General features: G+C 74.2%; 9 protein-coding genes. All 9 read left to right on the top strand.

Annotation, left to right across the window (positions count from 1 at the left end):
* The first annotated feature begins 43 nt into the window (after positions 1 to 43).
* Positions 44 to 1,069, top strand: coding sequence for a methionine synthase (locus CRP51_RS24265; protein ID WP_097233464.1), 1,026 nt, complete (start codon positions 44 to 46; stop codon positions 1,067 to 1,069).
* Between the two features lie 51 nt (positions 1,070 to 1,120).
* Positions 1,121 to 3,325 (top strand): NAD-dependent DNA ligase LigA, encoded by a 2,205-nt coding sequence (gene ligA / locus CRP51_RS24260; RefSeq protein ID WP_245880773.1) that lies wholly within the window; start codon positions 1,121 to 1,123, stop codon positions 3,323 to 3,325.
* A gap of 268 nt (positions 3,326 to 3,593) precedes the next feature.
* On the top strand, positions 3,594 to 5,726 hold the full coding sequence (locus CRP51_RS24255; RefSeq protein ID WP_097233462.1) for a putative bifunctional diguanylate cyclase/phosphodiesterase: 2,133 nt from the start codon (positions 3,594 to 3,596) through the stop codon (positions 5,724 to 5,726).
* A gap of 200 nt (positions 5,727 to 5,926) precedes the next feature.
* Entirely contained in the window at positions 5,927 to 6,223 is a 297-nt protein-coding gene (gene gatC, locus CRP51_RS24250; protein ID WP_097233461.1) for an Asp-tRNA(Asn)/Glu-tRNA(Gln) amidotransferase subunit GatC, read from the top strand.
* A 5-nt stretch (positions 6,224 to 6,228) separates the two neighbouring features.
* Positions 6,229 to 7,722 (top strand): Asp-tRNA(Asn)/Glu-tRNA(Gln) amidotransferase subunit GatA, encoded by a 1,494-nt coding sequence (gene gatA, locus CRP51_RS24245; protein WP_097233460.1) that lies wholly within the window; start codon positions 6,229 to 6,231, stop codon positions 7,720 to 7,722.
* Between the two features lie 20 nt (positions 7,723 to 7,742).
* Positions 7,743 to 7,946, top strand: a complete 204-nt coding sequence (locus CRP51_RS24240) for a hypothetical protein (RefSeq protein ID WP_097233494.1) — start codon at positions 7,743 to 7,745, stop codon at positions 7,944 to 7,946.
* A 30-nt stretch (positions 7,947 to 7,976) separates the two neighbouring features.
* Positions 7,977 to 9,485: an Asp-tRNA(Asn)/Glu-tRNA(Gln) amidotransferase subunit GatB gene (gene gatB, locus CRP51_RS24235; RefSeq protein ID WP_097233459.1), complete on the top strand. Its 1,509-nt coding sequence runs from the start codon at positions 7,977 to 7,979 to the stop codon at positions 9,483 to 9,485.
* 220 nt (positions 9,486 to 9,705) lie between these two features.
* Positions 9,706 to 9,852, top strand: a complete 147-nt coding sequence (locus CRP51_RS28965; protein ID WP_170970655.1) for a hypothetical protein — start codon at positions 9,706 to 9,708, stop codon at positions 9,850 to 9,852.
* 80 nt (positions 9,853 to 9,932) lie between these two features.
* Positions 9,933 to 12,944 carry a helix-turn-helix transcriptional regulator gene (locus CRP51_RS24230; protein ID WP_245880772.1) on the top strand — a complete coding sequence of 1,004 codons (3,012 nt, stop codon included), beginning with the start codon at positions 9,933 to 9,935 and terminating at the stop codon, positions 12,942 to 12,944.
* Positions 12,945 to 13,040: the final 96 nt, after the last annotated feature.

Below are 13,040 nucleotides of genomic sequence, written 5' to 3'. Positions count from 1 at the left end.
AGTGAGGTGAGAGACGGAAGTGACTGAGACGTGAGAGACGGAAGTGACTGAGAAGACGCACGCGTTCCCCTGGGGCCGGGCGGCGGCCACCGGGGTCGGTTCGATGCCGGGCGAGGACGCCAGGGAGGCGGCCAGGACGGTCGCCGGTGAGCTGGAGTCGCCGCTGTTCCTGCCGGAGTTGCCGGCGCGCGGCCCCGGCGCCGACATGGTGGGCCGCTCCACGGGGCTGCTGGCCGAGCTGTACGCCCGACTTGAGCCGAGCGGTTGGCGGATCGGGGACCGTCCGGGCCGCGACACCCGGCGGGCGCGGGCCTGGCTGCGGGAGGATCTGGACGCCGTCGAGGAGTTCACGCAGGGGTACGAGGGTGTGCTGAAGGTCGCCGTGATGGGCCCCTGGTCGCTGGCGGCGGCCCTGGAACGGCGCAACGGCGAGGCCATGCTCGGCGACCCGGGCGCCTGCCGCGACCTGGCGCAGTCGCTTGCCGAGGGGCTGCGCGGTCATCTGGCCGAGGTGCGGCGGCGGGTGCCGGGGGCGACGGTGGTCGCGCAGTTCGACGAGCCCTCGCTGCCCGCCGTGCTGGCGGGCCGGGTGCGCACCGCGAGCGGCTACCGCACGCACGGGGCCGTGGACCGCGCGGTGGTGGAGGAGACGCTGCGGGAGCTGGTCGCGGTCGCCGGCGAGGCGCCGGCGGTGGCGCACTGTTGCGCCCCGGGGGTGCCGTTCGCGCTGCTGCGTCGGGCCGGGTTCCGTGCCGTCTCCTGCGACCTGGGGCTGCTCACCGAGCGTGATGACGAGGCGGTCGGCGAGGCCGTGGAGGGCGGGGTCGCGCTCTTCGCCGGGGTGTTGCCGGGGGTGGGCGTCGTCCCCGGGGAATTGTCAGACCCGGCCGGTACTGTCACTCCCGTCAGGTCGCTTTGGCGCAGGCTGGGACTGTCGCCCGGACTTCTCGGTGAGTCCGTGGTGGTCACCCCCTCCTGCGGGCTCGCGGGTGCGTCTCCGGCGTACGCGCGGGCCGCGTTGGCCCACTGCGTCCGGGCGGCGAAATCCCTCGCGGACGACCCTGAGTGACGGGAGAGAAGGACAGTGGCTGGCGAACGCCCCCTGGAAGACGAGTCGTCGGTGCCTTCCGAGGCGCGTGAGCGCCACAAGCTGCTCGCCGAGCAGGTCGAGGAGCACCGCTTCCGCTACTACGTGAAGACGCCGGTGATCAGCGATGCCGCGTTCGACGCCCTGCTGCGCGAGCTCCAGGGCCTGGAGGAGGAGCACCCGGCGCTGCGCACCCCGGACTCGCCGACCCAGCAGGTCGCCGGGAGCTACGAGACCGAGTTCACCTCGGTCGAGCACCGGGAGCGGATGCTCTCGTTGGACAACGCCTTCGACGACGAGGAGTTGGCCGCCTGGGAGCAGCGGGTCGCGGACGAGCTGACCGGCATCCCGCACCGGTTCCTGTGCGAGCTGAAGGTCGACGGCCTCGCGGTCAACCTGACGTACGAGCAGGGCAGGCTGACCCGCGCGGCCACCCGGGGCGACGGGCGCACGGGGGAGGACATCACACCGAACGTCCGCACCATCCGCGAGGTGCCGAACCGCCTGCTGGGGGACCGCGTCCCCGAGCTGGTGGAGATCAGGGGGGAGGTCTTCTTCCCCATGGAGCGCTTCGAGGAGCTGAACGAGCGGCTGGTCGCGGCCGGGGAGAAGCCCTTCGCCAACCCGCGCAACGCGGCGGCCGGCTCGCTCCGCCAGAAGGACCCGAAGGTCACGGCGAGCCGCCCGCTCCAGATGGTGGTGCACGGCATCGGCGCCCGACAGGGCTTCGACATCGCGCGGCTGTCGGAGGCGTACGAGCTGCTGGCCGAGTGGGGTCTGCCGACGGCCCGCGCCAGCAAGGTGGTCACCTCGCTGGAGGGGGTGCGGGAGTTCATCGCGTACTACGGCGAGCACCGGCACGCGGTGGAGCACGAGATCGACGGCGTCGTCGTCAAGCTCGACGAGATCCCGCTCCAGGGCCGGCTGGGCCACACCTCGCGCGCCCCGCGCTGGGCGATCGCCTGGAAGTACCCGCCGGAGGAGGTCAACACCCGGCTGGTCGACATCCGCGTCGGCGTCGGCCGCACCGGCCGGGTCACGCCGTACGCGGTGGTCGAGCCGGTCACGGTCGCCGGCTCCGAGGTCGAGTTCGCCACCCTGCACAACCAGCAGGTGGTCAAGGCGAAGGGCGTGCTGATCGGGGACACGGTGGCGCTCCGCAAGGCCGGCGACGTGATCCCGGAGATCCTGGGGCCGGTCGCCGACCTGCGGGACGGCGGCGAGCGGGAGTTCGTGATGCCGAGCGCCTGCCCCGAGTGCGGCACGGCGCTGATGCCCATGAAGGAGGGGGACATCGACCTGCGCTGCCCCAACGCCCGCTCCTGCCCGGCGCAGTTGCGGGAGCGGATCTTCTATCTGGCGGGCCGCCGCTGCCTGGACATCGACCACTTCGGGTATGTCGCGGCGACGGCGCTCACCCAGCCGCTGGAGCCGGCCGAGCCCCCGCTGCGGGACGAGGCGCGGCTCTTCGAGCTGACGGTCGAGGAGCTGCTGCCGATCCGGTCGCACGTGCTGGACCAGGACACGGGCCTGCCCAAGACCGACCCGGAGACCGGCGAGCCCAAGGTGGTCACCTTCTTCGCCAACCAGCAGGGCGAGCCGAAGAAGAACGCGCTGGCCATGCTGGAGTCCATCCAGGCGGCCAAGGAGCGCCCGCTCGCGCGGATCATCGCGGGGCTGTCCATCCGGCACGTGGGGCCCGTGGCGGCCGAGGCGCTGGCCAGGGAGTTCCGCTCGCTGGACCGGATCGCCGAGGCGACGGAGGAGGAGCTGGCCGCCACGGAGGGCGTGGGGCCGACGATCGCCGCCTCGTTGAAGGACTGGTTCGCCGTCGACTGGCACCGGGAGATCGTCGAGCGCTGGCGGGCGGCCGGGGTGCGGCTGGCCGAGTCGGGCGAACGGGAGGAGGCGCCCCGCCCGTTGGCCGGGATCACGACGGTCGTCACCGGCACGCTGGAGCGCCACACCCGGGACGGCGCGCAGGACGCGCTGCGCGGTCTGGGAGCGAAGGTGACCGGATCTGTCTCCAAGAAGACGGATTTTCTGGTCGTCGGGGAGAGTCCGGGATCGAAGTTCGACAAGGCGATGCAGCTGAAAGTGCCCGTTCTGGACGAGGCCGGTTTCGAGGTGCTGCTCGCCGAGGGGGCGGACGCGGCGCGCGCCGTGGCGGTCCGACCGCCCGAGCCGGCGGAGGAGGAGGCGGAGGAGACGAGTGGGAGCGGCGAGGGCGCGTCGTAGCGCGCCGCGCGCCGCCTGTGTGACCAGTGGTTCTCCACGCCGGCTCGGGTGTCTGGGGGAGGGGGAGCGCGCCGGAGCGCGTCACGGATCGAGGGGAGCAAGCATGTACCGCCCCCGCGTGCGGCATATACCAGGGGACTAGTTCGCGCGGGGTCGCTTTCGGCAACCCGCCAAGTTCGCCGCCACCGACGGAGGTTGGCCGCCTAGGGTGGACAGGGCCCCGGCCGCCCGTCCGACCGGGGCCGGATCGCCGTGAGAGGTTCCCGCCATGCAGACCACCCCGAGAGGGAGAGCGCCCTCGCGGTGTGGCCTTCCCAGGTCGCGCCGCTGGGGCCGCGCGGTCGTCGTCTCCACGGCCGCGCTGCTCACCACCGGCGGCCTCGCCTGGGCGCTGGGCGCCGGGCGACAGCTCTTCCCCGACGACCGCGTCGGCTGGGGCTTCGCCGTCCTGACCCTGCTGGTCGCCGCCGAGCTGGCGCTCGCCGACGGGCGGTCGCGCACCGGCGGCAGCAGCGCCGGCTCCGCCCTGGCGTTCTCCGTGCTGCTGGTGCACGGCTGGCTGCCCGCCGTCGTCGTCGTCCTGGTCATCGCCGGCCTGGTCGCCGCCGTCCGCCCGCGATACCGGGGCGAGGCGCTGTGGCACGGCGCCGTCGGCGTCCATGGGGTGGGCGCCGCCGCCCTGTTGCTCGCCCTCTTCGGCACCACGCCCAGCGTGGAGCAGCCCTGGCAGCCCACCGACTGGGGCGTCGGCGCGCTGCCCCAGCTCTTCCTCGCCGGCTGCGCCTACATCGCCGTCAGCCGCGCCCTGCCCTGCCTCGCCGAGGAGGGCAGAAGCGGCGTCGGCCGGGTGCTGACCCGTTTCACCTGGTCGCGCCAGCTGATCGTGGCGCTCGCCCTGCTCGGCACCGCCCCGCTGACCGCCGTGGTGGCCGAGGCGGCCCCCGGGCTGCTGCCGCTCTTCGCGGTGCCGCTGATAGCCGTCGACACCACCTTCCGGATGGCCATGGCGCGTGCCGAGGACCAGCTTCTCGACCCGCTCACCGGGCTGCCCAACCGCGGTTGGCTCCTCTCCCGCACCACCGAGGCGCTGGACGAGGCGGCCGCCGAGCAGCGCAAGGCCGCGCTGATACTGATCGATCTGGACAGCTTCCGAACGGTCAACGACACCCTCGGCCATCTCACGGGCGACCGGCTGCTGTTGCTGATCGCCGACCGGGTGCGGGCCAGGCTGCCCGCCGGCGCGCAGCTCACCCGCCTCGGCGGCGACGAGTTCGCCGTGCTGCTGCCGCACACCGGCTCCGCCACCGCGGCCCAGCGCACCGCGCGCGAGCTGATCGGCGCCCTGGACGCCCCCTTGGAGCTGGACGGCCTCAGCCTGCTGGTCGAGGCCAGCGCCGGCGTCGCCGTCTACCCCGAGCACGCCCCCGAGGCCGAGGGCCTGCTGCGCCGCGCCGACGTCGCGATGTACCTGGCCAAGCGCGACCGCACCGGCGTCGAGGTCTACGAGGCCAGCCGCGACGGCAACACCCCCGACCGGCTCGCCCTCCTGGGCGACCTGCGCCGGGCGCTGGACGACGGCGAGGTGGAGCTGCACTACCAGCCCAAGGTCCGCTTCGACGGCGCCGTCGCCGGCCTTGAGGCGCTGGTCCGCTGGCAGCACCCGGAGCGCGGCCGGGTCGCGCCCGACGAGTTCATCGCCATCGCCGAGGCGTCGGGGCTGATGCCCCGCCTGACCGAGTACGTGCTGGAGACCGCGCTCCACCAGGTCGCCGCGTGGCGCGCCGCCGGGCTCACCGTCCCCGTCGCCGTCAACGTCTCGCCCCGCGACGTCCTCTCACCCGGCTTCGCCGGCGACGTCGCCGCCCGGCTGGCCCGCCACCGGGTCCCGCCGGACGCCCTCCAGCTGGAGATCACCGAGCACGTGATGCTGGAGGACCCCCGCCACGCCGCCGACACCCTCGCCGCCCTCGCCGGGCACGGTGTGCGGATGTCGCTGGACGACTTCGGCACCGGCTACTCCTCGCTGGTCCACCTGCGGCGGCTGCCGGTCAGCGAGTTGAAGATCGACCGCTCGTTCGTGGCCCGGCTGGTGGTCGACGCCGAGGACGCGGAGATCGTCCGCTGCACCATCGACCTGGCGCACTCGCTGAAGCTGCTGGTCGTCGCCGAGGGGGTGGAGGACGACGAGACCTGGGAGCGGCTGCGCGACCTGGGCTGCGACGCCGTGCAGGGCTGGCTGGTCTCCGCCGCGATGCCGGCCCCCGAGACCACCGCCTGGCTGCGCGCCCGCAGGACCAGCTCGCCCGAGGCCCGCGCCGCCGGGGGCCGGCCCCCGGCGCCCTGCGCCCCGCCGGGCCCGACCGCCGGGACCCTGCCGGTCCGCCGCGCCTCCGTCCGCTGACCGACCGGCCTCCCGGCGGCCGCGGGCGGCCCCGAGGGAAAGCCGTGCGCGGGCAGTCGGTGCCGCGTCCTAGGATTGGGCGCACACGGGACCGGCGGTCCACCGCGCGACGGGCCCCGCCCCGGCGCCCGCGCCGAGGCGCCGGACCGGCCGGACCCGTCGCCACCGAACCAGCCCGCGACGAGCAAGAGGATCGCCACATGCCCGGCATCACGCGCGAGGAGGTCGCCCACCTCGCCCGGCTGGCGCGTCTGGAGCTTTCGGCCGAGGAGCTAGACCACTTCGCCGGACAGCTCGACGACATCATCGGCGCGGTCGCCCGCGTCTCCGACGTCGCCGCCCAGGACGTACCGCCGACCTCCCACCCGCTGCCGCTCACCAACGTGATGCGTCCCGACGAGGTCCGTCCGGGCCTCACCCCGGACCAGGCGCTCGCCGGCGCCCCCGCGCAGGAGCAGCAGCGGTTCAAGGTGCCCCAGATCCTGGGGGAGGAGTGAGCGACATGGCAGATCTGACCCGGCTCACCGCGGCCGAACTGGCCGCCGCCGTCGCCGACGGCACCGCCAGCTCCGTCGAGGTCACCGAGGCCCACCTGGCCCGCGTCGAGGAGGTCGACGAGAAGGTCCACGCCTTCCTCCACGTGGACCGCGAGGGCGCGTTGGCGCAGGCGAGGGCCGTCGACGAACGGCGCGCCGCCGGCGAGCGGCTCGGCCCGCTGGCCGGCGTGCCGCTGGCGTTGAAGGACATCTTCACCACCGAGGGCGTGCCGACCACCGTCGGTTCCAAGATCCTCGAAGGATGGGTCCCGCCCTACGACGCGACGGTCACCCGCCGCCTCAAGGAGGCGGGCGTGGTGATCCTCGGCAAGACCAACATGGACGAGTTCGCCATGGGCTCCTCCACGGAGAACAGCGCCTACGGCCCCACGGGCAACCCCTGGGACCTCACCCGCATCCCGGGCGGTTCCGGCGGCGGCTCCTCCGCGTCGCTGGCCTCCTTCCAGGCGCCGCTGGCGATCGGCACCGACACCGGCGGCTCGATCCGCCAGCCGGCTGCCGTCACCGGCACGGTCGGCGTCAAGCCCACCTACGGCGGGGTCTCCCGCTACGGCATGGTGGCGTTCTCCTCCTCCCTCGACCAGGGAGGCCCCTGCGCGCGCACCGTGCTGGACGCGGCGCTGCTCCACGAGGTGATCGCCGGCCACGACCCGCTGGACTCCACCTCCATCGACGCCCCCGTGCCCGACGTGGTCGCCGCCGCGCGGAACGGCTCGGTCGAGGGGATGCGGGTCGGTGTCGTCAGGGAGTTCCGCGGCGAGGGGTACCAGCCGGGCGTGATCCGGCGGTTCGACGAGTCCGTCGAGCTGCTGCGCGAGCTGGGGGCCGAGGTCGTCGAGGTCTCCTGCCCCTCGTTCGACCTGGCGCTCGCCGCCTACTACCTGATCGCGCCCTCCGAGTGCTCGTCGAACCTCGCCAGGTTCGACGCCATGCGCTACGGGCTGCGGATCGGTGACGACGGCACCCGTTCGGCCGAGGAGGTCACCTCGCTGACCCGCGAGGCCGGCTTCGGCGCCGAGGTGAAGCGGCGCGTGATGCTGGGTACCTACGCGCTCTCCTCCGGCTACTACGACGCGTACTACGGCAGCGCCCAGAAGGTGCGGACCCTGGTCAGCAGGGACTTCGAGCGGGCGTTCGCCGACGTGGACGTGCTGGTCTCGCCGACGACGCCGACCACCGCCTTCCCCATCGGCGAGCGGGCGGACGACCCGATGGCGATGTACCGCGCGGACCTGTGCACCATCCCCGTCAACCTGGCGGGGAACGCGGCCATGTCGCTGCCCTGCGGCCTGGCCGACGAGGACGGCCTCCCGGTCGGCCTCCAGATCATCGCCCCCGCGATGGCCGACGACCGTCTCTACCGCGTCGGTTCGGCCGTCGAGGCCGCGTTCCAGGCACGCTGGGGGCACCCGATTATCGAGGAGGTACCGGCGCTGTGAGCAAGAAGCCGAAGTCCAGGATGGGCACCTACATCTCCATCGGCAGTTCGCTCTTCGGGGCGGTCAGCGTGGCCAAGCAGCTGCGCGAGGCGCGCGAGGAGCGGGACAACCTGCGGCTGGTGGACGCCGTCGTCTCCGCCGCGGCCCTCGCCACCGGGATCGCCCTGCTCGCCCGCGAGCTGCGCCGCATGAACGAGGACGGCGGCGGCATCCTCAGTGACTGAGCGCTTTCGACCATCCGAGAGGTACACCCCGTGACCGTCACCGAACTGGTGTCGTACGAGGACGCGCTGGCGTCCTACGACCCCGTCATGGGCCTGGAGGTCCATGTCGAGCTGGGCACCAAGACCAAGATGTTCTGCGGCTGCGCCACCACCCTCGGCGCCGACCCCAACGCGCAGACCTGCCCCACCTGCCTCGGCCTGCCGGGCGCGCTGCCCGTGGTCAACGCGGTGGGGGTGGAGTCGGCCGTCCGGATCGGCCTCGCGCTCAACTGCGAGATCGCCGAGTGGTGCCGCTTCGCCCGGAAGAACTACTTCTATCCGGACATGCCGAAGAACTTCCAGACCTCGCAGTACGACGAGCCCATCGCGTTCAACGGCTATCTGGACGTGCAGCTCGCCGACGGTGAGGTCTTCCGGGTGGGCATCGAGCGTGCCCACATGGAGGAGGACACCGGCAAGTCCACCCATGTCGGTGGCGCGACGGGGCGCATCCACGGCGCCTCGCACTCGTTGCTCGACTACAACCGGGCCGGCATCCCGCTGATCGAGATCGTCACCCGACCGATCGAGGGCGCCGGCGAGCGCGCCCCCGAGGTGGCGCGCGCCTACGTCGCCGAGCTGCGCGAGCTGATCAGGTCGCTCGGCGTCTCCGAGGCCCGCATGGAGATGGGCCAGATGCGCTGCGACGTCAACCTCTCGCTGCGCCCGCACGGGCGGGAGAGGTTCGGCACCCGCAGCGAGACGAAGAACGTCAACTCGCTGCGCAGCGTGGAGCGCGCGGTCCGCTTCGAGGTGCAGCGGCACGCCGCCGTCCTCGACGAGGGCGGCACCATCGTGCAGGAGACCCGCCACTTCCACGAGGAGAACGGCACCACCACCTCCGGCCGGGTCAAGGAGGAGGCGGAGGACTACCGCTACTTCCCCGAACCCGACCTGGTGCCCGTCGCGCCGTCCCGGGAGTGGGTCGAGGAGCTGCGCGCCGGCCTGCCGGAGCTGCCGCTGACCCGACGCAACCGGCTGCGCGAGGAGTGGGGCATCAGCGCCCACGAGATGCAGTCGGCGCTGAACGCGGGCGCCGTCGAGCTGATCGTCGCCACCGTCACGGCGGGGGCCGAGCCGGCCGCCGCCCGCAAGTGGTGGATGGGCGAGCTGGCCAGGCGCGCCAACGAACAGGGCGTGGAGCTGGCCGCGTTGCCCATCACGCCGGAGCAGGTGGCGCGGGTCACCGCGCTGGTCGCCGAGGGCGCGCTCAACGACAAGCTGGCGCGCCAGGCCATCGAGGGCGTGCTCGCGGGCGAGGGCGACCCGGACGCGGTGGTGGAGCGGCGCGGGCTGCGGATCGTCTCCGACGAGGGCGCGCTGGGCAAGGCTGTGGACGAGGCCATCGAGGCCAACGCGGCCGTCGCCGACAAGGTCAGGGCCGGCAAGGTGGCCGCCGCCGGCGCCCTGGTGGGCGCGGTGATGAAGGCCACCAGGGGACAGGCCGACGCGGCCAGGGCCAGGGAACTGATCCTCGAACGTCTCGGCGTCGAGGGCTAGTACCTCGGTCTGAGGCCCAGCTAAGGCCCTCTGCGGCGCGTACCGAGGCCCCCGGCAGCGTGAGCTTCCGGGGGCCTCGGCGTGGCTAAGGCGAACAGGCGGTCGGGCCTGGGCATCTGTCTGATGTGGCGGGGTGGGTAAGGCGCGGACGGTGGGAGGCGGAAGGGGCGCTCGGCGGAGATCGGCCGAGGCCGTCACCCGCCGACCCGAGGGAGTCCCTGTGCTGGAGTACGAACTGCACCGCCAACGCGCCGCCGAGCTGGAGCGGGCCGCACGCGAGCACCGTGCGGGCGCCCGGCTGCGTCGCGCGCGCCGCGCCAGGCGCCCGCCGCGCGGTGCGACCTCCGCCTGGACCACGGCGGCGTGAGCGCTCCGCTGCCCGCGGGCGGAGAGATCGTGCACCACGGCGGTTACGCTCTGTCAGTGGTGCGTGGCATCCTCGACCCTGTGGAGACACAGAGCGTGAGCCCCGTCTTCGTGGGGCGGCAGGACGAGTCGGCCCTCTTGGCGCGCTTGTTGCGCGGCGCCGACGGGGGGACCCCGCAGGGGGTGGTCGTCGGCGGCGAGGCCGGGGTGGGCAAGACGCGGCTCCTTGAGGAGTTCCTCGCCTCGGCCCGCGCGGCCGGCGCGACGACGGCGGTGGGGGCCGGCGTGGAGCTGGGTGCCGACGGGTTGCCGTTCGCGCCCGTGGCCGGGCTGCTGCGCGCGCTGCACCGGCAGTTGGGCGACGAGCTGTTCGAGGCGGCGGGGGAGCGGCGCGGAGAGCTGGCGCGGCTGCTGCCCGAGTGGGAGGAGGCCGGCGTGGCCGCCGCGCCGGCCGTCGACGGGGACGCCTGGGACCGCGCGCGCCTCTTCGAGCTGCTGACCAGGCTGCTGGAGCGGCTGGCGCGGCACCGCACCCTGGTGCTGGTCTTCGAGGACCTGCACTGGGCGGACCGCTCCACCAGGGAGCTGCTGGCCTACTACATCCGCTCGGTGCGGTCCGCCCGGCTGCTGGTGGTGGGGAGTTACCGCACGGACGACCTGCATCGGCGTCATCCGCTGCGTCCGTTCCTCGCCCAGCTGGACCGGCTGCGCACGGTGCACCGGATCGCCCTGCGCCCGCTGACCGGCGCCGAGGTCACCGCCCAGATGGCCGGCATCCTGGGCACCCCGCCGGACGCGCCGCTGGCGCACTCGGTCTTCGCCCGCACGGAGGGGAACCCGTTCTTCGTCGAGGAGTTGACGGTCGGCGGTCGGCCGCGTGGGGCGCTGCCCGAGACGCTGCGCGATCTGCTGCTGGTGCGCGTCGAGGAGCTGGACGAGCGGACGCAGGACGTGCTGCGGGTCGTCGCCGAGGGCGGCGCCTCGGTGGAGCACGCCCTGCTGGCCAGGGTCGCCGCGCTGCCCGAGCCCGAGCTGCTGGCCACGCTGCGGGCGGCCGTCGGCGCGCGGCTGCTGGTCGCGACGGACGAGGGCGACGGCTACCGCTTCCGGCACGCGCTGACCAGGGAGGCCGTCGCCGACGACCTGCTGCCCGGGGAGCGCGCCCGGCTCAACCGCCGTTACGCGGAGGCCCTGGCGGACGACCCGACGCTGGTGGCGGGCGAGGAGCTGCCCACCCGGCTGGCGAGCCACTGGTACCACGCGGGTGATCGGGCCAGGGCGCTGCCCGCCGTGCTGGCGGCGGCCGTGGCGGCGGGCCGCAGGTTCGCCAACGCGGAGCAGCTGCGGTTGCTGGAGCGGGCGTTGGAGCTGTGGGACGCGGTGGAGCCGGAGGCGCGCGTCGGGCTGCGGCCGGCGCAGCGGGTCTGGAGCTATCCGGCGCCGGAGCCGGAGGAGCCGGTGGGCTGGGTCGACCTGATGGCCGAGGCGGTGATAGCCGCGCAGCTCGCCGGTCGCGGCGAACGCGCCCTGGCGCTCTGTCGTCGCGCGCTGCGCGAGCTGGACGAGGTCCGACAGCCGCTGCACGCCGCCTGGTTCTGGACCCAGCGGGTCGGCATGGCGGAGCGGCTGATGCGCGGCGACGGCTCGGCGGAGCTGGCCCGCGCCCAGGAGCTGTTGCGTGGGCTGCCGCCCTCCGAGGTGCACGCCCGGGTGCTGGCGCTGGAGGCGGCCCTGCTCGCCAAGCGCGGCCCGGACCCCGAGGTGATCGAGCGGGCCGAGCGCGCCGTCTCCCTGGCCCGGCTCGTCGGGGCGCACCGCACGGAGCTCTATGCCCGCTACACCCTGGCCACCCTTCAGGCAGACGCGGGCGACCGGCAGGGAGCGGTCACCGAGATGCGGGCCGTGCTGGCGACGGTGCTCCGCGGGGGCGACGTCGCGCTGCTGGGGCGCTGCCTGAACAACCTGAGCGCCGTGCTGATCGACGCCGGCGAGTTCGCGCAGGCCCTGGAGCATCTGGACGTAAGCGTCGAGCTGGCCGAGCGCTACGGGCTGGTCGAGGGCCACAGCTGGCTGTGGGGCAACCGCGCCTTCGCCTGCACCGCGATGGGCCGCTGGCCGGAGGCCGAGTCCGCGCTCGACGAGGCGACCCGGCGGGCGAGCCACTCGCAGAGTCGCCAGATCAGCCGCGTGCTCACCGGCCAGCTCGCGGTGCTGCGCGGGGACCTGGCGCGGGCCGAGGCGGAGTCGGAGGCGGTGCTGGCGGAGATCGAGGGGGTGAGGGGCGGCACCCAGTTCCACTGGGAGTTGGCCAGGCTGCGGATCGAGCTGGCGGTGGCGCGCGGGCGCCCGCTGCACGCGCGGGAGATCGTGCGCGGGATGGCCGACGGGGAGCTGTTCGGCGCCTCGCTGCTGGCCTGGATGCTGGCCTTCGCCGCCGCCACGGCCGAGGCGGAGAGCCGTGGCCTGCCGGGCGCCGAGCAGGGGCGGGAGGCCGCGGTCGAGGAGATCAGGTCGCTCACCCGCCGCCTCCCGCGCAACGTCCCGATACGCGACGCGATGGGCACGCTCGTCGACGCCCAAGTCGCCCGTGCCCGGGGCAGGGACACGCCACGGCACTGGGCGGAGGCCGTGGACCGGCTTCTCCCGCTGCCGCTTCCCCACCATCTGGCCGAGGCGCGGTACGGCTGGGCCGAGGCGCTGCTGGCCGCGGGGCGGCCGGACGCCCGCGAGCAGGCGGGCGAGCAGTTGCGCGCCGCGTGGGAGTGGGTCGCCCGGCTGGGCGCCGGGCCGCTGGGCGAGCGGGTGGCGCGGCTGGCCGAGCGCGCCGGGCTCGACCTCGCCGTCCCCGAGGCGTCGGCGTCCGTGCCGGCGCCCGCGCCGGACGAGCCGTTCGGGCTCACCCGGCGGGAGCGCGCGGTGCTGGAGCTGGTGGCGGCGGGCCGGAGCAACCGGCAGATCGCCGAGCAGTTGTTCATCTCACCGAAGACGGTGAGCGTCCATGTCTCCCGCATCCTGGCCAAGTTGGAGGTCACCAGTCGGGGCGAGGCCGCCGCCGTCGCCCACCGGTTCCGCCTGGCGGCGGCCGGGCCGTAGCCGCCGCGTCCGCAGGTTCGGCGACGGCTTCACCAACGCGGGTACGTGGCGTCTGGCGTTGCCCCGGGCGGTCGGGTTCACACCGCCCTGCGCTTC

This window comes from Streptomyces zhaozhouensis (assembly GCF_900230195.1).
Lineage (GTDB): Bacteria > Actinomycetota > Actinomycetes > Streptomycetales > Streptomycetaceae > Streptomyces > Streptomyces zhaozhouensis.
This window is presented reverse-complemented; position numbering and strand designations above follow the sequence as displayed.